We start from the raw sequence: 21,353 nt of genomic DNA, 5'->3' as shown, positions 1-21,353 counted from the left end.
AACCAATTAGTTGAATGAGACAATTATCTAAAATAGCCCTTTGGTTGAGTAGCGCAGCTACTATTTTATTGGCATTGGGGCTACTCCAAGACTATGCGAATGTATGGCAACCTGCGGCTGTGGCATTGGCGGTTTCTTTGGCGATTGGCATGGGTGCAATTCCTTCGTTAAAAGGCTACCAATACACCACTTGGATCATCGCGGCCGTGGTAGCGGGCATGATTTACCCCTCGGCCTTCACCAAGTGGGGAGATTTTGATTTACGTAACAAATGGCTCATTTTGGTCATTATCCAGACCGTCATGTTTGGCATGGGTATCCACATGAGCGTTCGCGACTTTGCAGGTTTGGCCACCACGGGCAAGGGTGTGATTATCGGGCTTTTGTGCCATTTTTCGGTCATGCCTTTGATGGGACTTTTGCTTACCAAAATCTTTGACTTTGAGCCCGAAATCGCCGCTGGCATCATTCTGATTGGTTCATGTTCAAGCGGTTTGGCCTCCAATGTTATGGTATATTTGGCCAAAGCCAACTTGGTACTTTCGGTCATTGTAACTGCTATGGCGACCTTGGTTGCCCCTTTTTTGACGCCATTATTGATGAAATTGTTGGCAGGAACGCTCATTGAGGTTCATTTTGTGGACATGATGATGGAGATTATCAAAATCATCATTGTACCCATCGGCGCGGCCCTTTTACACGATTACCTCAAAAATGCGACGCCCGCTAGTTGGCAAAAAATCTGGTTTATTTTTGGTATTTGTATTTTATGGCTACTTGCTTTGCCACTGGGCCTATGGGCTTTTTTCAAAGAAATGATTACCTCTACGCCCCTGTTGCAATCCCTTGAGATTTTAGGCTTTTTTGCGGGAGCATTTGTCGTGGGTGTGTTGTACCATTTGCTTACCCTTCGATTTCCAAAACTCGACAGTCTAATGCCTTATTTTTCGATGTTTGGCATCATTTACTTTACAACCGTCACTACGGCTGCGGGTCGCGACAATTTGATGAAAGTAGGATTTTTGTTGTTTATCTGCTCAGTCATTCACAACGCCGCTGGTTATTTCTTTGGGTATTGGTTGAGTCGCTTGTTTGGCTTAGACGTTAATTCCAGCCGTACTGTTGCTTTTGAAGTAGGACTCCAAAACGGCGGCATGGCCTCGGGTCTGGCAGGGAGCATGGGGAAACTCGGTACTGTCGGGCTACCTGCTACGGTGTTTAGCCCTTGGATGAATATTTCGGGGTCTATTTTGGCAAATTATTGGCGTAAACGGCAACAAGATGATGAACACGCTTAGCATAGTAACCTCACCCCAACCCCTCTCCTTCCAGGAGAAGGGCTTTAAAAGTCCTCCTCCCCTAAAAGGGGAGGGGGATTTAGGGGGTGAGGTTGCCCCCATTTTCTATTTCCTACTTTTTTTCTTCTTCCTCCAAGACGCCACGGCACAAACGGTATCCCCTGAGCGGATGCAGCAAGTGTATGAAGAAATTAAGACGCCGCATAAGTACGGTCTGATCATCACCCCATCTACCAACGAGAAAAAGCTCGATTGTCCCACGGTTTTTCGTAAAGGCAAAGGTTGGTACATGACTTACCTCATTTACGACGGACGTGGCTACGAAACGTGGCTTGCCAAAAGTAACGACTTGCTCAATTGGACAACCTTGGGGCGTTTGCTGTCGTTTACCGATACCGATACTACGCATTGGGACAGCAATCAACGAGCTGGCTACGTAGCCCTTCAAAATACCAAATGGGGCGGCAACTACAAGCTTCAAAAATACGACGGTCGCTATTGGATGCCATACCTGGGCAGTAATACCCGTGGCTACGAAGAAGGCAAATTGTCGCTGGGAATGGCTTTTACCACAAATCCGCCCCATCAAGTCGCAGAGTGGCAGCGCCTTCCCAAGCCTACCCTCACCCCCGACGACCCCGATGTGCGCTGGTGGGAAAATAAAAAGCTCTATAAAAGCACGGTGATTTGGGACAAAAAGAAAACCACGGGTTATCCGTTTATACTGTACTACAATGCAAACGGCGATACTAGCAACAACAATCCCAAATACCGCTTGATTGAGCGCATTGGTATGGCAGTTTCTAATGACATGAAAACCTGGAAACGCTTTGGCCAAGACCCAGTCATCGACCACCAATCGGGAATTTCGGGGGATGCTGTGTTGCAAAAAATGGGGGATTTGTGGGTCATGTTTTATTTCGGGGCTTTTTGGAACGACCGAAAAGATGCCTACAACCGCTTTGCCTGTTCGTACGACCTCGTCAACTGGACCAAATGGCATGGAGCCGACCTCATTGCTCCCTCCGAACCCTACGATAGTATGTACGCCCATAAATCGTACGTTATCAAACACAAAGGAATCGTCTATCACTTTTATTGCGCGGTCAATAAACACGACCAACGCGGTATCGCCGTGGCCACTTCAAAAGACGTAGGCAAAAGCACCCTGAATTTTGTAGCTCCGCCTCCACCGAAGAAGAAGTGATTTATTGTCTGTTATCTGTTATTTGTGTATCCGTTATCTATTATTGGTCATCCGTAACTCGTTATTCGTAATTCCTCATTCGTAATTCGTAATTCAAAATGAAGCTCTCTTTCACCGCCATTTGTACTCTTGCAGCAACGGCTTTTGCCGTGGCGCAAAATAAAGGCATTACCAACACCACCCATAGCCCTTACGCCAAAGTTTATTCGCCCAACATCACCGACGTTCGCTGGACGGGCGGTTTTTGGGGCGACCGCTTTCGGGTAGCCAAAGAAACCATGGTGCCGCAGCTTTGGAAAACCTACACCGACCCCGATGTCAGCCATTCGTTTCGGAATTTTGAAATCGCAGCAGGGTTGGAAGCGGGCAATTTTAAAGGCCCATCGTTTCACGATGGCGATTTTTATAAGACGTTTGAGGCCGTGGCAAGTTTGTATGCTTCTACCAAAGACCCCGAACTGGACGCCCTTATGGAAAAAGCCATTGCTGTGATGGCCAAGGCCCAGCGCGAAGACGGCTATATTTATACCAAAGCCATTATCGAACAAAAGAAAACGGGCAACGCGAAGCTATTTGACGATAAACTGAGTTTTGAAGCCTACAATTTTGGCCATTTGATGACGGCGGCCTGCGTACACCACCGCGCGACAGGAAAAACCAACCTCCTCGATATTGCCAAAAAATCGGCCGATTTCTTGATTGGTTTTTACAAAGTCGCCACGCCCGAACAAGCCCGCAACGCCCTGTGCCCCGCGCACTACATGGGCTTGACGGAACTGTACCGCACCACCAACGAAAAGAAATACTTGGAGCTGGTGAAGTACCTTATCAACATCAAAGGCACCACTGAAGGCACCGACGACAACCAAGACCGCATTCCGTTTCGTCAGCAAACGGTGGCAATGGGGCACGCCGTGCGCGGTACGTACCTTTACGCGGGCGTCGCCGATGTGTATGCCGAAACGGGCGAAGATTCGTTGATGCGTTCGTTGAATTTGATTTGGGACAACCTCACCCAACGCAAAATGTACGTTACGGGGGCTTGCGGGGCGCTGTTTGACGGTGTTTCGCCCTACGGAACTTCCTACAAACCCAACGACGTCCAAAAAACGCACCAAGCCTTTGGCCGCGACTACCAACTGCCCAACGTCAGCGCCCACAACGAAACCTGCGCCAACATTGGCAACGTCTTGTTCAACTGGCGGATGTTTACCCTCACAGGTGACGCCCGCTACACCGACGTGGTGGAATTGGCGTTGTACAACAGCGTGTTGTCAGGCATTAGCCTTTCGGGCGATAAGTTCTTTTATACCAACCCTTTAGCGGCCTCCAACGATTTTCCGTACCAACTTCGCTGGATGGGGGGACGCATTCCTTACATCCGCATTTCCAACTGCTGCCCGCCTAACACAGTACGCACCATTACCGAGGTAAGCGACTACGCCTACAGCCTCAGCCACAACGCCGTTTGGTGTAACCTCTACGGCAGCAGTCAGCTACAAACAACCCTCCAAAACGGCCAAGCCATCGCCCTGCGCCAAGAGAGCAACTATCCGTGGGACGGCAACGTAAAAATCACGGTGGAGCAGTTCCCCGCCAGCAGTTTTGGGCTCAAATTGCGTTTGCCAAGCTGGTGTTCGGAGGCAAAATTGTTCATCAACGGCAAAGCCACTCCTTACACCAACGACCGCGGCTACGTGACCATTGAACGCGCTTGGAAAAAAGGAGACGTGGTGACGTGGAACATGGCCATGCCGACGGAACTGTTGGAATCAAACCCGTTGGTAGAAGAAAACCGCAACCAAGTGGCGGTGAAGCGTGGGCCGATGGTGTATTGTTTGGAATCGCCCGACATGCCCGCTGCTACCCGCGTTTTTGACGTGGCCCTTCCCAGCACCGCCGCTTTCAAGCCCGTAACGACGAAGTTGGATAACACGACATTGACAGCCTTAGAAACCAACGGCTTGCTCATCAACGACAAAAACTGGGACAAGCAACTTTACCGCCCCCTTTCCCAAGCCAAGAAAACCATCCCGCTCAAACTCATTCCCTACTACGCCTGGGCCAACCGAGGCCAATCGGAAATGACGATTTGGGTGCCTGTTGTGCGGTAGGATTGGTGGTTTAAAATAGTATGGCGTCTATTCCTGACATTTTAGGGATAGACGCCGTTTTTTTGTTATTTTTGTGGAGGGAGTGAGGTTTGCCCCCTTGTAATGCATCACGGCACAGAAAGTCTGAAAGTACCAACAGACGTAAGAAATAAGTTAGCAACTCTCAATAACAATTATGAAAATGAAGTTTAATCACAAAACCCCTGCCTGTACCAGCCTCAAAACATTAGCGGGTATTTTATAAAATGACAATATTACGAATGCTTTTAACTTTTATTTTCGTTTATGGGACTATTTGATATTTTCAAAAAAAAACCACAAGAAACTTCAACTCAACAAACTCAAAATGAGCTTGTTCTTAACCAACCAGAACTTCAATTTGTAAGCCTTTTCTACGAAAACAAACCAGAAATTGACAAACAACAGATTTTGGATGAGCTAAAATTAAGATTTAAAGAAGTAAATACTGCTGATGATAAATCACCACTCGCATTTTTCTTTCCAGAATACATGATAGCATTGAAAGATGCTTCTATTCCAGCACAAGGTGTGATTTTTGAACTTGATCAAAAATCAAATATTGACAAGTTTGAAAAAGCATTTCAACAATCCTGGCACTGGGAGCATTCTAAAACCGCCATGGAAAAATGCAATTTTGAAGTCAATTTGACTGACCTGATGTCAAGAACGTTACCACACCAAGCAAGACTTGAATACTTTCAAAAATTTATATGTGCAGTTGTTCGAGTGACCAGTCCATCAGTAATTTATTTCCGTAACAGCGACAAACTACTTGAGCCATCAGACTTTTTAGAAGTCTGCGATTCAGAACAAGGCGCATTACTTTATGGAGCAATGAATATCAGAATGTTCAATATTTCAAATGGTGGTCAGGGTGAAATTTTAATGGATACCATTGGACTTCATGCATTCGGAATTCCAGATTTTGAGTGCCGATTTATTGGCTATGACCCAGGTGAAGTAGCGGGAGTATTGCAAAATGTTGCCTATTATGTTTTTGATACAGGCGACAATATTAGAAGTAACTCAACAATTCAAGGCATTGGAAAAAATCCAATTTGGAAAACAAGATATGCCGACTCGAAAGTTGAACCCGCCAGATTAGTTGTTGAAATCATTCCGAACTGACTCCATCCACTCAAAAACTACCCACCAGATTTCAATCCAAACCGCTACTACCAGCCTCAGAAAGGTGCCATCTTCGTAGCAAAAAAGATAAAACCCTCCACCTCTACTCCTGCCCTTCCGAAATAGCGGTTTTGGTGCCTGTGGTGCGGTAGGTCTGTGGCTTAAAATAGCACGGCGTCTATTCCTGACATTTTAGGGATAGACGCCGTTTTTTTATTATTTTTGTGGAGATGGTGGCGTATTTATCCACTCGTTGGTTGACATTGGTTAGCTTCATTATTCAATTCTATGTTACTGAAAAAACTCACACTACTGACGATTATTTTTTTGATTAATATATCTTTACATGGGCAAAAATCTTTAAAAAAACATGTCCAAACCAAAGCTATCCAAATCAAAAGTATCGAAATAAATGATAATGATTTTACCGATTTAGAACCCCTAGGGAAAGCTATTGGAAATGCTAGAATAGTCGCATTAGGGGAACAAATGCACGGCGATGGAACGACCTTTGAGGCGAAAGGAAGAATTATTCGCTATTTGCATGAAAAAAAAGGATTTAATATTGTAGTTTTTGAGAACGATTTTTTTGGATTAACCTATGGATTTGAAAATATAAAATCTAAATCAAAAGATTCACTTAATTATTTTATTTTTCATAATCTATTAGGATTATGGTCGTGGTGTAAAAATGCAAGCTCTTTTTTTTATGACTATATTCCTCAAACACACACCACGCCAAATCCCTTAATTATTGCAGGAATGGATTGTCAAAATCAGAGCAATTACACTTTTACTAACTTAGAAACTAGGCTAACCAAAATACTTTTCAAACTCGTTGAGAGTAAACAAGATTCGCTAAATGCAAAAATCACCCTTGACAACTTATCAACGACATTTTTTAATGGACAAAAAGCTAATCCTAATGGATGTGAAAGCGGATTAAACGCCTTGAAAAATCTATTAAAAGAGAAGTCGCTCAAGGATTTAAGTTTGGAAGAATTAAACATCATCCGAAATGTAGAATCTTCCTTTCTAAATATCCTTCCATTTCTTCAAAAAAAAGAGAATAATTCAACAAAGCATATATACAGAGATAGACAAATGTTTAATAATTTAATGTGGCTTTTAGAACACAAATATCCAAATCAAAAAGTTATTGTTTGGGCTCACAACGCCCACATTATGAAATCTATTAATGAGTTAAATGATAATAGGAATAACCTAGTAATGACTGGACACTATTTAGGCGACAAAACTATGAATCCATATCCATATTATTCAATAGGCTTTACTTCCTATTATGCAACTTCTAAATGGGCTGCTACGATTCAATACCCTATACACGCACAAAAACCTAAAAAGAATAGTTTTGAAACATGGATAAATAAAAAATGGGAGTTTGCGTTTGTTGACTGGAGCGAGTTTAACAAGTTAAAGTTAAACCAAAAGACATTCTCAATGAAAGGTTCTTTTGAAAACTCGCAACACATGAATTTGAACTACCAATGGAACAAGATTTTTGATGGTATAGTCTTTATCAGAAACATAGAAGGATGCACAGCAATAAGTTTCAAAGAAATTACAAAAAATAATAATTAAAGAAAAATTTCTTCTGAGCAAGGTTAGCTATTCTTAGTGTGCCATCTTCGTAGCAAAAAAGGCACAGCCAATCCATTATCGTGCTTTTTCGATAAAAAAATTAGCTCATGTGAGTAGAGAACAACCCCGACTTTCCTTACTACCGCAAGCCTTGCCCCTACTCACATGAATGGTAAAATTCTCCTTTGTTTGTTAATTGTCGTTTTTATCGGTTGCAAAAACGACGCTGATATTTTCCCTGCCCAATTCAGCAAAACCCCAGATTACGCTTGGGTTTTTCCTGAGGATCAGGTGCGTACCATCACCATCCAACTAGGCAAGGAAAACTGGGATAAAATCCAGAAAGACATGGAATGGCGCACGGCGCGCAAATTTGGCAGCGCTAGCACCATTCCAGGCATGACTCCACCCGTGGGTGCGCCTTTAGACGCGGTGTATGGCGACCCCATTTTTGTCCAAGCCCAAGTTCAACAAAGCGACCTTACCTGGAAAAAGGTGGGTTTTCGCCTCAAAGGCAACGCATCACTCAATGGTTCGTGGCGTAGTGGCATTTATAAACTACCGTTTAAACTCAAATTCGACGAGTGGGAAGACCAAAACCCCGAAATCAAAAATCAACGTTTTTATGGCTTTCAAGAACTTTCGTTTGCGCCAAGCTATGGCGACGACTCTTTTCTGAGAGAAAAATTACTCACCCATCTCTTCCGAAACAATGGCGTCATGGCCTGCAAAGTCGCTTATTATAAGGTAGTGATTGATTTTGGGCAAGGCTTGCGCAACTGCGGGGTATATCAGGCGATTGAGACTGTGGAAGAACACATGGTAGAAACGCAAAGCGGCAAAAAAATGGGCAACGTATATAAGCCCGAGTCGAATATGCAGCAGTTTATTACTAGCCAATTTGAAAAACAAAACAATCAAACGTTGGCCGACTACTCGGATGTAAAACAACTGATTACAACCCTCAATAGCCCTTTACGCGTCAGCGACAATGCGCAATGGAAGAAGGAGTTAGAGACAATACTTGACGTCAAGGAGTTTTTGAGGTACTTGGCTGTCAACAACACAGTCGGCAATTGGGATTCGTACGGGGTTTTGACGCACAACTATTTCTTAGCCAATACCGACAGCGTCCTGCATTGGATTCCTTACGATCTCAACCTATCGTTTCAAATGCGAGGTGGTTCTAACAATTCGCGCTTTGCCCTCAGTATGGACATGAAAGAGGTGACGAGTCAGTGGCCTTTGATACGATATATCATCGACGACCCCGCCTATTTTGCGTATTACAAAGCAGCCGTGAAGGAATTTATCCAGAAAGATTTTAATCCCCAAGTGATGGGGGCTTATATCCAGAAACACAGAGCGATTTTGCAGCCTTATTTTGCAGGAACGGGCGTGGAAGCGCCTCCGTATAGCCATTTAAGAAACCCCCAAAACTTTGAAACCGCCATCACGGCACTCGAAAAATACATCAATGAAAGGTACCAAGTAGCGCTTGATTTCTAATTGACGAAAGACGCACTACGGCTCATTTCTCCAAATAGCCCCATTTTTGGTGGTGATTTTTGTCAAAATTCCTTGGTCAGAAAGCTCATTTAATACTTTTTCGCTTTCATTCCGTGGGGTATTGGAAAGCACCGAAAACTCTTTCGCTGTCAACGATTGATACTTTTTAAAGAGGGTTTCCCAAGTTTTATCGTACTCGTTTTTGGTCGCTGCCTCGTGCAGTCTCAACACGGCTGTTTCGTAGAAAATATAAGGCTTTGTACCATACACAGTTTCTTGGCTCCCCCCGTTGGTTGCAAAAAACATGGTTGGGAATCCCCTAACCCCGTACGCTTTGGCTACGCGCAAATCTTCCTCAAAAAGCGCGTTGGCTTTACCTTCAAAATCGGTTTTTAGCTGTGCCACGTCTAACCCTACTTTTTTCGCAGCGGCGGCGAGGTGTTCCCATTGGGTGATGTTTTTCTTCTGTAAAAAAACCATTTCCCGTATTTCTCTTAAAAACAAAATCGCCTTTTCGTTACTCTGCATTTGCGCTGCTTTGAAGGCAATCGACGGCGGATACGACGAATGCAAAGGGGCTTCTAACCAAACGTCACCGTCGATGGGCATATCGTAATGCACGCTCACTTCGTCCCAGTGATGCGCTACGTCTGAGGGCTTACTAATTCCGCCGCTGTTGTAGCTCCAATCGGGCAACAAGCCTCCCATGCGGTATTCGATTTCGATACTGTTTCCGTATTCCAATTTTAGTTTTCGTAGCTGTGGTTCTATTCCCCAACACGAAGAACAAATAGGGTCAGTAAAATAAACCACCTTCACTGGTTTTTGGGTCTGCGTAGTGGCAACTTTCAGGTTATCGGTTGCATCGGGAAGTCCACAAATTCCTTCTACTGGGTCGCACAAAAGCGGGTTGCTGTTTACTGTTTCGTTGGCCATTGTTTTGTTTTTTTGTTGTGCTTGGCAATTCAAAAAAACGCTTGCCAAGACAATTGCGGTACTAAATATTTTCATTTTGAGTTGATTGTCAAGAAATATGTACCCCAAAAGCACATTCATTAACTTGTTCATAAAACCACTGCAAAAGTAGCGCAACCATCGTTTTTAAGTAGTATGCGTTTCCTTTTAGAAACTACTTTCCCTTTAGAAACTATCTCCATTTGTGATACCTTTGTTCTACCATTTTGAACTGTGAAGCATGAAAAAGAAAGCAAGTCTAAACACCACGGCCATTTGCAAAACTCGCATTGGGGCTATTAAAGACACGATGGAAATACTATCGGGGAAATGGAAAATCCACATTTTGGGCACACTCATGCAAGGTGAGAAAATGCGTTTTATGGATTTATTGAGAGAAGTAGATGGTATTGCGGCAAAAATGCTTTCAAAAGAATTGCAAGACATGGAAATGAACCATCTGATACGCCGTACTGTGCTCGATACCAAGCCCATTACGGTCGAATACGAAGTGACCGAATACGGAAAAACCTTAGAGCGTATCATTGATGAAATAGCTCAATGGGGAATTGAGTACAGAAAATCCATCTACGAAATGTCAGAGTAACAAATCAGCACCGTTGTTATGCTTACTTCCCTTTCCCAAAACCCAATAGTGCATTCATTACAAAACGGTTTTGGGTTTCGTTTTCAAACGTAAACGACAATTCTTTGTTGGTTTTGTTTTCGTAGTCAATGTCGTTGTGTCCCATATTGAGGTACAACATTCGGTAGTTTTTATTGCGCCACGCCACTGGATAATAGCCACTGTGCCAAATCTCGTGCGGCTTAGGCCCCGTTCCCAACGGAAAACTAGCGGGGTCAATCGACAACAGAATTTCAATGTCTGGATTTTGCCGTAAGTCATGCTCCCAGCGGTACCATTCGTTGGGGGATGTGGTAAAAGTTGTGGGGAGATTTTTGGTTGAAAAGTGCTTTTTGGTTTCGACTTTAAGCATCGCCGATGTTGGCCGCCACGTATTGCTCTTGTATTGCCCCGCTCCCAAAAATGTGTCATGGTACCAATTCCAATCTTGCGGAAACTTAGACGGTGTTAGGGCAAAAGCGGCAAAATGAAAGCCAATCCACGCCCCTCCTTTTTTCATGTATTCTTCAAATGCCTGCCGTTGGCTTGGTTTATCGGGGCGCGTATCCAAAAACAAAACTACCTGATAATTAGACAAATAATCAGCGTTTAGGTTATCCCAGTTGGAAGTGGTATCGTATTGAAAATGGTACTTTTCCGCCATTTTTGGAAAGAAACGATTTGCTTCTTTGACAAAACTGACGTGCGCTTGGTCGTTTTTACCCGTAAAAAAAGCAACGACTTTAAACGACTGGGCACGGGCATATTCCGCAGCCGTACTGCACAGCATCAGGGCAATGAAGCATATTTTCATTTTGGAGAACAACTTGATTATTTGGCAAATTAAAAAACAAACATCAAATACATCCTTAAAATCCGTGTCAAATCTGAGCTATCCGTGTGCTAAAATCTTCGATGAAGTATTCCATTCTCCACCTATGGCTCATAGACGTATTCTCCATCGGCCATAAATTTGTTGTCCACATACAGTTTATAGGTTGCAGGAAAACCCGAAACGGCGTCGTAGGTGTATTCATACCGCCATACGTTGGCTTTGTTTCCGCTGGCATCTAAGCTAAAATTGGCCGTTACGTTGTTCGGACTTGGCCAACTTGGGTTCCAATAAGGAACATTCAGCTTCCGCAAAGGGCTTGGCTTGGTGTCATACTCCCAATACGAACCTCCCCAAAAAAGCAAATTTCCCCGTTGGTCGTATTCATAGACCGATACACCATTCGTTTGCCCATCGGGCGTAAACCTTTCACTTTTCAGGAGTCTCCCCGAATTATCGTAGCTATTCAATTGATACGAACTGACTTCTTTGGGGTTGTTCATCGAATACGTAATGACTTTGGAAGGATAAGGCTGGTTAGAGGCGTACTCGTATTTAGTAGCCCATTGCAGGGCAAGCGGCTTACCTGGCGCGGGAAACGTACTTAGATGAAGCGGATGCGACGACCAATATTCTTGTTTGACGACCCGACTCCCTTCATATTCATAACGCCATGATTCCCAGACGTTACGCCCATCCGAGTAGTACTTTTGGATTTCTGTAACATACCCTTGTTTGTTGTACAAAAACGCCATTTGCAGTTTTCCATTTTCGCGTATCTCGCTGATTTTGGGGCCAACATTATTCAAGGGCGATGGGTTGTTTCCACAACCCATCAACCAGCAAGTGATTGCTATAAAAAAATAGATTTTTTTCATGGGAAAGTTTCTTTCAACCATGACGCAAATCAAGCCCCTTGGGTTGGATTCAAGCCCCAATCTTAGGAAGCGGCCCTTGCTTCCATCTGAAACTTTTTGGGCGTCAGTCCAAAGTGCTTCTGAAACATCTTGTTAAACTTAATGCTCGATTTGTCACCGTAACCAATCATTTTGGCAATTTCTTTTGCTTTATGCCCTTTTCGGAGCAAATCGGCCGCATAGTCCATTTTTTTATCAATGTACAATTGGTAAAAAGACTTGCCATAAACGGTTTTAAAGATTTGTTGAAAGTTTAACAAACTGATACTGTACTCTTTGACAATGTCCTTGATGTTGGCGGAAGTGCTAAAGTCGGTATCAGAAATGTACTGTCGGTAAATGTTTTCTACCAGTTGCGCTTCTTTCAGGCGCTTTTCTTTTTTTCTAGGGGTTAAAGCAGGGTCGGCATCACTCATTAACGAGGCAATCTCCAAGGGAGACTCAGTAGCGCTAGTTCCTTTGTATTCTACTTTAAAAGGGATGTGTGCTTTGATAAGGAACTCCATACATTCAGCAACATTGGCCTTATCAATTTCGATGACAAGGGTTTCTCCAGTTAGGTTTGGCGGGATGGCATTCATAACGACATTTCAAAATTATACTTTATTATCAATCTTCAACTGATGGTTTTATAAAATTAGCCCAAAAGAAACAAATATCCAATAGCAAAATAGATACGAAACGAAAAAGTAAATAAAATGCCTTTTTAAGCATACAAACATCCTTTTTCTTTGTACAAAATCTGTTGTTTTTTTGCTTTCTCAAGGCCAAAAATTAAAGTTCTCAAATGTCAAAAAACTAGCTTTTTTCCTTCTAAACAGCTAATAAACAACGAACTGACGGGCGCAATTATGCACTATTTTTTGGCACTTCCAAACCGTTAAATAAATTCCCCCAAATTATTTATCAAGCGTTTTTTTTTCAGAGTTATGGCTATTTATCAAACAATATATACAATTCGGACATTAGCTTATGGTATAAAATTTTATCATACCAAAATATCCTTTTAGCAGTGAAATAGCCTTCCCTTCAACATCCGTCGTACTATAGATATTTATTTTTCTGATAAGCCAACTATGCGTTTCACTTCCACACTTGCATTGTTACTAACCTTTTGGGCAGCATTACCTTCGCTATCTCAAAAACTGCGCCCAACGGCCTACACCGACCAGCCATACCTCCAAGATTATAGCATCAAATACTATGTTCAAGACAGTTCGGTGCAGCTTCGTAAAATCCTTACCGACAAAGACGGGCGGGTGCGAATTTTGACTTCAGCAGGACTCATGCAGCCCCACGGGGGACAATTCCAGTACCCAGGCCAACTTCGCCCAGACCGCTCGTACGTTCCGATGGCCAGTCGAAAAATAGCAGATATGGCACTTCTTCAAGGTCAACTGGTTTTTCTGGACGACCGTGCGGTGCTTAGCAATGCGTGGGCAGGAAAAGTATATGCGCCACATTCGCTTGGCTCGGCCCAAAAGCTGGCGTCGTCGCCCAACTTTACGTTTTTGATTTCCGATGCTCAACGGCTTACATTGCTCCAAAACAATGCCCTTGTGGACACAAAACCAGCGCCTAAGCAGCCTATTTTGGAGATGGTGTTTGATGCTCCTCGAAACCGTTTTTTGATGCTTACTTCGCAGCAGATTATTTCCTATTCATTGGCTACAAAAGAGGTTAAAACCGAATTTCAGGGCAATAATCTGAGCTGTTTTGCCTTGGCCAAAGACTCCCTGTTTGTAGGTACTTCAAACGGCTATTTTGCCGTTTCGGCCGTTACTTTCAAGGCCACTGCGCTTCAAGAAAAACTACCTTGCCCACAGCTGACCGCCATGGCGTACATCAACGACAAACTATGGCTGGGCTCTACCACGGGGGCCTTTATGCGTCGGCCCGAAGGTGGCTTTAACTATTATTATGGCGAACGTTGGATTCCTAGCAATCGGGTGGTGAGCATTGCAGCAGGCCCTAACCAAACCGTTCAACTACTTACCGACAAAGGCGTGGGCGAAATTCATTTTGACAAAATGACCCTCCACGACAAAGCAATGGTCTATGAGAAACAAGTGCGCCAACGCCACATTCGTTATGGTTTCAACTGCGACGTTTCTACCTTAAAAAATGGCGATTTGTCCACCTTTGAAATGGGACAGCGCGATAGCGACAACCTCTGGACGTCGATGTACCTCGTTAGCCAATTGTTTCGATACAAAGTAACGGCAGAAAAAGTAGCCCTTGACAACTGCCTCGAATCGTTTGAAGCCATGCAACGGCTCTTTAGTATTACCAACATGAAAGGGTACTTTGCTCGAGGTTTTGAACGGCACGGACACCATAAATTTAAGGCCATTCCGTGGGATGGTGGCATGACCAACGGCTGGGTGCAGGCCAAAGACAGCGTGTGGGATTGGCGCGGTACTACTAGTAGCGACCAAACCGTGGGACAAATGTTTGCTTTGACGCTTTTGGCACAAAACCTAGACGGTGAAGTCAAACAAAAAGCCATTACTTTGATGGATGAACTAATGACCTACATCATCGAAAATGATTGGTATTTGATTGATTTTGACGGCAAACCCACCCTTTGGGGAAAGTGGAATCCTGCGTATGTCAATGGCTTTTCCAAAACAGTTGGTGACCGCAAATTGTATGCTTCCAACATCATCGGCTTTTTACAAACGGCTTATCATTTTACCAAAAAAGAGATTTACAAACAAAAGGCGTACGAGTTGATGCAAAAACACGGCTATTTGGAAAACCTGATGCGCCCGATGGCTGAGATTGGGCGCGTTGATGAAAACCAAGGAAAACTTGCCGCTGAGCTCTCAGAAGAGTGGAATCACTCCGACGACGAAATGTACTTTTTGGCGTATTGGTGTTTGTATCCGTACGCGTTTACCCCTGAGCTAAAAAAACAATACCTTCACGCCATCAAAGAGCATTGGAATTTTGAACGTCCAGAGAAAAATGGCTTGTGGAATTTGTGTTATGCCATGACAGGCGCGCAGCAATTTGACCAAAAAGAAACGATTTGGTATTTAAAAGAATTTCCGCTTGACATGGTCGAATGGCAAGTTATGAATAGTCACAGAAAAGACATCGAACCCATTCCTGCCAATTTTCGTGGACAAACCATCACGCACGTTCTCCCGCCCGACGAGCGTCCAGAATTGAAACACAACCGCAATCTTTTCAAGCTCGACCGCCTCACCAACGGCCAAAGTGAGTTAAGCGCGGGCGATTCCTTTTTATTACCTTATTGGATGGGGCGCTATTTGGGCGTCATCAGCGCTCCAACTCGTTAATTTTTGTCGTACCTAATAATGAGCCAATTTATATGCGTCTTCCAAAAACAGTTTTATTCTTAACAACCCTTGCCATGACTTCTTGCAACAGTAACCAGTATTTAAAAGAAACGCAATTAACCAACGACCTTTCGTACCACCACGATTTGGACAACAACGACAATTTTTCACCCGATGACCAGTGGTTGGTCTATGACACCCGCACCGACGACGGTGGAATTGCAGCTTCGGCCAAAATTGAAAAAGTTCATACCCAAACGGGAGAGAAAAAAGTACTATACGCCCTGCCCAACAACGCGGCATGGGGCCCTGGCGCGGGGGCGGTGAGTTATGCCCACACCGAAGCATCCGTGGTGTTTATTCATGGCCTGGTGAGTGTGACCGCCGCCAATCCTTATCAACAATGGCGACGGACGGGAATTATCATCAAAGACCAAGCGCCCAATGTTCCTATTTACATGGATGCCCGTGACGTGACGCCGCCCTTTACAGCTGGTGCACTGCGCGGAGGCACCCACCGACACGAATGGAGCGGCGACGGGAATTGGATAGGCTATACCTACAATGATGCCATCCTAAAAGCACTTGAGGACAAAACGCAACAAAAACACAACCTCCGCACCATTGGCGTGTCGAAACGCGGGCATTCAGTAACCGTTTCTAAAACAACCAACGGCGAAGATGTATCGAGCGAATGGTTTAGCGCGGTAGTCGTTCAGGTAACGCCTACCCCACAAGCGGGTTCGGACGAAATCAGCCACGCCGCTGGCGATAGTTGGGTGGGTCTAAATGGGTACCTAAAGCCCGACGGCCAGCGCCAAATAGCACGGGCTTTTGTGGGAAAGGTAAAAGATAAAAATGGCAAAGACGTTGATGAAGTTTTTGTTGTGGACATTCCTGATGACATTACGCGAGCAGGTGAATTGGGGCCACTCGAAGGTACTGATACCATGATGCCCATGCCGCCCAAAGGCACAAGCCAACGCCGCCTGACCCACACCGCCGACACTGCTTTTCCAGGATGCACGGGCGTTGTTCGTTCGTCGGGTGATGGTAGTTTATTAGCGTTTTTGGCTAAAGACGACAAAGGTGTGCAACAAATTTTCACCCTATCACCACTTGGCGGTACACCCACTCAACTCACCTTTCATCCATCCAATGTTGAAGGCTATTTTAGATGGCATCCCGATGGGCAGCACCTTTGCTACGTTTGGAACGGAAGCATTGTGTTGGTAAAACTTGGAAATGAATCCTTTGAAAGTCGCATGCGGATTCTGACACCCCCAACGACCCCTTCACCATCCAATTTGGTATGGTCGCACGATGGAAAAAAGATTGCCTTCAATCGTGCGTTAAAAAAACCGCAGGTAGAACAAGAAAACAAGCAAGTTTTCATCGTTCATCTCGACAAATTATAGGTTATTTTCAAAATTGGCGGGCAACTTTCTCTAATTTTGTACGTTTAGAAATAGAACCCAAACACGATATTCTCTTCGTATGAAACACATCAAACATTCTTTTTACCTCTGGTTGCTGGCACTGGTTGTCATTGTTAGTGGATGTTCCAAAAACAGCGACCCAACGCCTTCCAACCAGTATTTAGTAAGCAGCACCCTCGTTGGGGAATTTACCAAAGACCAGCTTGTACAGCGAATAGCGGCAGGCGACCCTGCTTTTGCCCAAATTGCTCCGTTTCTCCAATACGGCATCAAAGTGTATAAAATCGTTTATAAAACAAAAAACACCGATGGTACCGAAATTCAGGCTTCTGGGGCATTGATTTATCCTGCTGCCAAAACCACCTCCTCGGCCCTTATCAGTGTACAGCACGGAACCATTCGCTCCGACCAAGAAGCGCCGTCGTACTTTGCAGCCAATTCGGAGGCAAGTTTAGCAGGCTCGCTTTTTGCTTCGTTGGGATACATAATTGCCTACCCCGATTACATTGGATATGGTTCGTCTAACACCGTACCGCATCCTTACGAGCACCGTGCCAGTTTGGCATCGGCCTGTTTGGACATGATTCGGGCATCGAAAGAGTTTATTAACCAAGAAAAAATTCAGTGGGATGAACGCCTGTACATTGCGGGCTATTCGGCAGGTGGTTTTGCAACCATGTCGCTTCAAAAGAAAATCGAAGAAGAAGCCAGTACCGAATTTAACCTAAAAGCATCGAGCTGCGGGGCGGGTGCGTACGATAAAACAGCGTTCATGAAGTACGTTACCACCAATAAAACCACGGGAGTAGTCGGATACAATCAACTTTATTTGTGGACCTTACTCACCTACGACCGTATTTATGGCCTCAATCGCCCCGCGACTCAGTACTTCAAAGATCCTTGGGCAGCCCAGATTCAGTCGTCTAAAGAGAATGCCAATATCAACGTGAGCTTTAATACCATTTTTACCGATGCGTTTGTCAAAGGGCTCACCGACGGAACGGATACAGGCTTCACCAATGCAGTAAAAGACAACGACGTGTATGATTGGAAGCCCAAAACACCCATGCGTTTGTACCACGGTGACGCCGACGATTTGGTCTTTTACTTCAATTCACAAAACGCCTTCAACGCCATGAAAGCAAGAGGCGCAACCAATGTAGAACTGATTACCCTCAAAGGTAAAAACCACGCTACTGCGGTTCAAGATTTCCTACTTGGCTCCTACCAATTCTTTTCTTCAATACAGTAAGGATTTCATATAAACTGTCTAAAATGAAACATCCCGAAAGTTCAAAACTTTCGGGATGTTTGCTTAAATAGCTTCCAAAGAAGGCCAAATTTAGATTCGCGTAAGCGCTACTTTGTATTCCTCTAAAATCTTCTCCTTCATCGTGATTTTACGGCGCTGAATGTTGATTTTACCCATCACTTGGCGTTCAGCTTCAGGATCAGGCGGCATATTTTGCGCATTGGCAATGGTCACCTCCAAATCTGCTTTCTCACGCTTGATGAGCCATTCCATCTCACGAATTTTGATGTTAAGCTGGTCTTGTGGCGTACGAATTTCAAACGCAGGATATTTACGTGAGATAACTCGGGCCAAATAACTCAACTCAAAAATCTTATCGCAAGCCGAACGGAAACGCTCTGCAATATTTTTATCTCCCACTCGGGGTGGAAGGCGTATTTCTTTCCATTGATTCAATAGCGCTTTTGCACGCTCAGACGCCTGAATGATGTCACTCGAACGGGCGAGTTGCTCCGCTTCGCGACACATTTCACGTTGCTTGGTCACCATTGGGTGTTCTTGCGGCTGCGTCACAATGCCACGGATACGGTTGATTTTGTCCATAATCCGTTGGTTTGAGCGCTTAAATTGCTTGTACAATTTGGCCGAGCGCTTCACTGGAATTTCTCCCACTTCTTTCCATTCTGCCCTTACTTGGCGCAAAATGCGGCTTGCTTCGTCAAGATCATACATACGCATGAGCGAATCTGACTTGGCAATAAGCTCCGTATAGCGCTCAATACGGTCAGCAATTACTCGGTTTAGTTCCGAGAAGAAATCACGGCGTTGCTGGAAAAATGTATCCAACAGCAACTGGAATGTACCTTCAACTTCCTCTTGGTATTCTTTGTCAACAGGGCCAGTACGAATCCATTTCGACTTAATTTCTTGCAACATATCCGTTGCTGCTTGCCAATCGTCGTTTTCGACTTGTACAGCCCGCGTTTCATCCAACAAAGCGCGCTTGATTTCCAGGTTTTTTTCTTGGTTGACTTTAATCAAGTCTTCAAGCACCACTTCCAATTTGTCGAGCCGTTCTAAGAGCGGGACAAAATCACCGAGTCCGTCAAAACTGAGCAGTTTTTTGCGTAGCTGCACCAATTTTGTCAGGTAAGAGCCTTTGTTTTGGGCTTCTTCGACGTCACTTTCTAACTGTTCCACCTTACTCGAAGCAATATTGAAGCGATTTTTAAAATAATCAATGGCTTCTTGTTCGGTGCGTTTTACTTCGCCAATTTGGCGGTCTGGGTTCCCTAAATACCCTTTTAAGAATACCTTGCCGTCTGAGACATAGCCGTATTCGTCCATTAAGGTGGCATTTTCCATCACTGGTTTACTTTATTTATCTGCTTTTGAAGGTTTTGGTGGGCAATTTACGATATTTGCCACCACAAATTAAACGAAAAATGAGCAACGAAACTATTATTTTCTCGATGTCGGGGGTAAGTAAAGTAATTCCTCCCAACCGACAAATCATCAAAAACATTTATTTGTCGTTTTTCTATGGTGCTAAGATAGGCGTTTTAGGATTAAATGGCTCAGGAAAATCCACTCTTTTACGCATCATTGCAGGCATAGACAAGGCATATACTGGCGAAGTTGTTTTTTCACCAGGATATTCGGTGGGCTTACTTGAACAAGAACCCCAATTTGACCCCACCAAGACCGTTCTTGAGGTTGTCCAAGAAGGAACGCAGGAAGTGGTTGATTTATTGAAAGAGTTTGATCAAATAAATGAAGCTTTTGGCGACGCCGATGCCGATTTTGATAAATTGCTGGAACGACAAGGGGAAGTTCAGGAGCGCCTTGACGCCCTCGACGCCTGGGATTTGGACAGCAAACTCGAACGTGCCATGGACGCCCTCCGCTGCCCGCCGTCGGATGCGCTCATTGCAAATTTGTCGGGTGGAGAAAAACGCCGCGTGGCACTTTGCCGACTTTTATTGAAAAAACCTGACGTGCTTCTTTTGGACGAACCTACCAACCACTTAGATGCCGAGTCGGTACTGTGGTTAGAAGAACACCTTCGCCAATACGAAGGAACGGTCATTGCCGTAACGCACGACCGTTATTTCTTGGATAACGTGGCTGGCTGGATTTTGGAACTTGACCGTGGTGAGGGTATTCCTTGGAAGGGAAATTATTCTTCGTGGTTGGAGCAAAAACAAAACCGTTTGGCCAAAGAAGAAAAACAAGAATCAAAGCGTCAGAAAACCCTTCAACGTGAATTGGAGTGGGTACGCATGGCACCCAAGGCACGTCAAGCCAAGTCGAAGGCTCGTTTGGGGGCTTACGAAAAGCTCTTGGATGAGGACATGAAGCAAAAAGAAGAAAAATTGGAGCTTTTCATTCCGTCTGGGCCGCGTTTGGGTAATAAAGTGATTGAGATGGAAGGTGTCTCTAAAGCGTTTGGCGACAAGCTTTTGTTTGAAAACCTTACCTTTTCGCTCCCTCCTGCGGGTATTGTGGGTATCATTGGCCCCAACGGTGCGGGTAAATCGACTTTGTTCAAACTCATTACGGAACAAGCCAAACCCGACAGCGGCTCTATTACCATCGGAGAAACCGTGCAAATTGCGTACGCCGACCAAGAACACAACCAACTCGACCCCAACAAAACTGTGTATCAACAAGTTTCGGAAGGCAACGATTGGGTTTTGCTCGGTGGCAAACAAAGCAATGCCCGCGCCTACGTGAGCCGTTTTAACTTTACAGGAAGCGATCAGGAAAAGAAAATTGGCAACTTGTCGGGTGGAGAACGTAACCGTGTTCACTTGGCGATGATGCTCAAAGAAGGAGGCAACGTATTGCTGCTCGATGAACCTACCAACGATTTGGACGTCAACACCCTACGCGCCTTGGAGGAAGCCCTCGAAAACTTTGCGGGCTGCGCCGTGATTATCTCCCACGACCGTTGGTTCTTAGACCGTCTTTGTACACACATATTGGCTTTTGAGGGCGACTCTCAGGTGTATTGGTTTGAAGGAAACTTCTCCGATTACGAAGAGAACCGCCGCAAACGTTTAGGAACGGACGTAACACCAAAACGGATTAAGTACAAGAAGTTGATGGCGTAACCCTAACGACAAAAAACCCCAAGACAATTAT

At 44.6% G+C, this 21,353-nt stretch carries 16 protein-coding genes; 11 read left to right on the top strand and 5 right to left on the bottom strand.

All coding sequences use genetic code 11. From position 1 onward, the window contains the following. Positions 1-14 precede the first annotated feature (14 nt). From DTQ70_RS04870 to DTQ70_RS04845, 6 genes are all read left to right on the top strand, one after another. On the top strand, positions 15-1,298 hold the full coding sequence (locus tag DTQ70_RS04870; protein WP_122929769.1) for a bile acid:sodium symporter family protein: 1,284 nt from the start codon (positions 15-17) through the stop codon (positions 1,296-1,298). After that, positions 1,282-2,505 (top strand): glycosylase, encoded by a 1,224-nt coding sequence (locus tag DTQ70_RS04865; protein WP_229600071.1) that lies wholly within the window; start codon positions 1,282-1,284, stop codon positions 2,503-2,505. The genes DTQ70_RS04870 and DTQ70_RS04865 overlap by 17 nt, the downstream gene beginning before the upstream one ends. A gap of 98 nt (positions 2,506-2,603) precedes the next feature. Continuing rightward, positions 2,604-4,619, top strand: coding sequence for a glycoside hydrolase family 127 protein (locus DTQ70_RS04860; RefSeq protein WP_122929768.1), 2,016 nt, complete (start codon positions 2,604-2,606; stop codon positions 4,617-4,619). Positions 4,620-4,904: 285 nt separating this feature from the next. Continuing rightward, entirely contained in the window at positions 4,905-5,768 is an 864-nt protein-coding gene (locus DTQ70_RS04855) for a DUF4261 domain-containing protein (RefSeq protein WP_122929767.1), read from the top strand. 288 nt (positions 5,769-6,056) lie between these two features. Beyond that, the gene (locus DTQ70_RS04850) at positions 6,057-7,370 is read left to right on the top strand and encodes an erythromycin esterase family protein (protein ID WP_122929766.1); all 1,314 of its coding nucleotides are present in this window, start codon (positions 6,057-6,059) and stop codon (positions 7,368-7,370) included. A gap of 165 nt (positions 7,371-7,535) precedes the next feature. After that, positions 7,536-8,879 (top strand): CotH kinase family protein, encoded by a 1,344-nt coding sequence (locus tag DTQ70_RS04845; protein WP_122929765.1) that lies wholly within the window; start codon positions 7,536-7,538, stop codon positions 8,877-8,879. Positions 8,880-8,894: 15 nt separating this feature from the next. Here DTQ70_RS04845 and DTQ70_RS04840 read toward each other — a convergent pair whose 3' ends face one another. Next, entirely contained in the window at positions 8,895-9,815 is a 921-nt protein-coding gene (locus DTQ70_RS04840; RefSeq protein ID WP_122934268.1) for a ClpXP adapter SpxH family protein, read from the bottom strand. A gap of 259 nt (positions 9,816-10,074) precedes the next feature. Here DTQ70_RS04840 and DTQ70_RS04835 point away from each other — a divergent pair, with 259 nt between their 5' ends. Continuing rightward, positions 10,075-10,440: a helix-turn-helix domain-containing protein gene (locus tag DTQ70_RS04835; protein ID WP_122929764.1), complete on the top strand. Its 366-nt coding sequence runs from the start codon at positions 10,075-10,077 to the stop codon at positions 10,438-10,440. A gap of 22 nt (positions 10,441-10,462) precedes the next feature. On the opposite strand, the gene DTQ70_RS04830 is transcribed toward DTQ70_RS04835, so the two are convergent. From DTQ70_RS04830 to DTQ70_RS04820, 3 genes are all read right to left on the bottom strand, one after another. Continuing rightward, the gene (locus tag DTQ70_RS04830; protein WP_229600173.1) at positions 10,463-11,248 is read right to left on the bottom strand and encodes a ThuA domain-containing protein; all 786 of its coding nucleotides are present in this window, start codon (positions 11,246-11,248) and stop codon (positions 10,463-10,465) included. A gap of 146 nt (positions 11,249-11,394) precedes the next feature. Continuing rightward, positions 11,395-12,168, bottom strand: a complete 774-nt coding sequence (locus DTQ70_RS04825; protein ID WP_164489873.1) for a hypothetical protein — start codon at positions 12,166-12,168, stop codon at positions 11,395-11,397. Between the two features lie 62 nt (positions 12,169-12,230). Next, positions 12,231-12,788 (bottom strand): helix-turn-helix transcriptional regulator, encoded by a 558-nt coding sequence (locus tag DTQ70_RS04820; RefSeq protein WP_122929761.1) that lies wholly within the window; start codon positions 12,786-12,788, stop codon positions 12,231-12,233. A gap of 495 nt (positions 12,789-13,283) precedes the next feature. Here DTQ70_RS04820 and DTQ70_RS04815 point away from each other — a divergent pair, with 495 nt between their 5' ends. The 3 genes from DTQ70_RS04815 (at position 13,284) to DTQ70_RS04805 (ending at position 18,206) form a co-directional block, all read left to right on the top strand. After that, entirely contained in the window at positions 13,284-15,515 is a 2,232-nt protein-coding gene (locus DTQ70_RS04815; RefSeq protein WP_122929760.1) for a hypothetical protein, read from the top strand. A gap of 74 nt (positions 15,516-15,589) precedes the next feature. After that, complete coding sequence (locus tag DTQ70_RS04810; RefSeq protein ID WP_229600070.1) at positions 15,590-16,933, top strand: DUF3748 domain-containing protein; 1,344 nt, start codon at positions 15,590-15,592, stop codon at positions 16,931-16,933. A 79-nt stretch (positions 16,934-17,012) separates the two neighbouring features. Further along, a complete protein-coding gene (locus DTQ70_RS04805) occupies positions 17,013-18,206 on the top strand; it encodes a S9 family peptidase (RefSeq protein WP_122929758.1) in 1,194 nt (397 codons plus the stop codon). A 90-nt stretch (positions 18,207-18,296) separates the two neighbouring features. On the opposite strand, the gene DTQ70_RS04800 is transcribed toward DTQ70_RS04805, so the two are convergent. Then, the gene (locus DTQ70_RS04800) at positions 18,297-19,571 is read right to left on the bottom strand and encodes a DUF349 domain-containing protein (RefSeq protein WP_122929757.1); all 1,275 of its coding nucleotides are present in this window, start codon (positions 19,569-19,571) and stop codon (positions 18,297-18,299) included. Positions 19,572-19,651: 80 nt separating this feature from the next. Between DTQ70_RS04800 and ettA the strand changes: the two genes are divergently transcribed. Next, entirely contained in the window at positions 19,652-21,322 is a 1,671-nt protein-coding gene (gene ettA, locus DTQ70_RS04795) for an energy-dependent translational throttle protein EttA (protein WP_122934267.1), read from the top strand. The last annotated feature ends 31 nt before the right edge of the window (positions 21,323-21,353 follow it).

It is taken from the genome of Runella sp. SP2, assembly GCF_003711225.1.
In the GTDB taxonomy this organism is placed as follows: Bacteria; Bacteroidota; Bacteroidia; order Cytophagales; family Spirosomataceae; genus Runella.
The sequence above is the reverse complement of the archived record's forward strand: the minus strand, read 5'-3'. Positions and strand labels throughout refer to the sequence as shown.

Excerpts from the sequence above, each read along its gene's own strand:
- DTQ70_RS04845 (WP_122929765.1), top strand. The coding sequence starts at position 7,536 with ATGAATGGTAAAATTCTCCTTTGTTTGTTAATTGTCGTTTTTATCGGT.
- DTQ70_RS04825 (WP_164489873.1), bottom strand. The coding sequence starts at position 12,168 with ATGAAAAAAATCTATTTTTTTATAGCAATCACTTGCTGGTTGATGGGT.
- DTQ70_RS04840 (WP_122934268.1), bottom strand. The coding sequence starts at position 9,815 with ATGGCCAACGAAACAGTAAACAGCAACCCGCTTTTGTGCGACCCAGTA.
- DTQ70_RS04850 (WP_122929766.1), top strand. The coding sequence starts at position 6,057 with ATGTTACTGAAAAAACTCACACTACTGACGATTATTTTTTTGATTAAT.
- DTQ70_RS04835 (WP_122929764.1), top strand. The coding sequence starts at position 10,075 with ATGAAAAAGAAAGCAAGTCTAAACACCACGGCCATTTGCAAAACTCGC.
- DTQ70_RS04830 (WP_229600173.1), bottom strand. The coding sequence starts at position 11,248 with ATGCTGTGCAGTACGGCTGCGGAATATGCCCGTGCCCAGTCGTTTAAA.
- DTQ70_RS04815 (WP_122929760.1), top strand. The coding sequence starts at position 13,284 with ATGCGTTTCACTTCCACACTTGCATTGTTACTAACCTTTTGGGCAGCA.
- DTQ70_RS04870 (WP_122929769.1), top strand. The coding sequence starts at position 15 with ATGAGACAATTATCTAAAATAGCCCTTTGGTTGAGTAGCGCAGCTACT.
- DTQ70_RS04855 (WP_122929767.1), top strand. The coding sequence starts at position 4,905 with ATGGGACTATTTGATATTTTCAAAAAAAAACCACAAGAAACTTCAACT.
- DTQ70_RS04810 (WP_229600070.1), top strand. The coding sequence starts at position 15,590 with ATGACTTCTTGCAACAGTAACCAGTATTTAAAAGAAACGCAATTAACC.
- ettA (WP_122934267.1), top strand. The coding sequence starts at position 19,652 with ATGAGCAACGAAACTATTATTTTCTCGATGTCGGGGGTAAGTAAAGTA.
- DTQ70_RS04805 (WP_122929758.1), top strand. The coding sequence starts at position 17,013 with ATGAAACACATCAAACATTCTTTTTACCTCTGGTTGCTGGCACTGGTT.
- DTQ70_RS04860 (WP_122929768.1), top strand. The coding sequence starts at position 2,604 with ATGAAGCTCTCTTTCACCGCCATTTGTACTCTTGCAGCAACGGCTTTT.
- DTQ70_RS04800 (WP_122929757.1), bottom strand. The coding sequence starts at position 19,571 with ATGGAAAATGCCACCTTAATGGACGAATACGGCTATGTCTCAGACGGC.
- DTQ70_RS04865 (WP_229600071.1), top strand. The coding sequence starts at position 1,282 with ATGATGAACACGCTTAGCATAGTAACCTCACCCCAACCCCTCTCCTTC.
- DTQ70_RS04820 (WP_122929761.1), bottom strand. The coding sequence starts at position 12,788 with ATGAATGCCATCCCGCCAAACCTAACTGGAGAAACCCTTGTCATCGAA.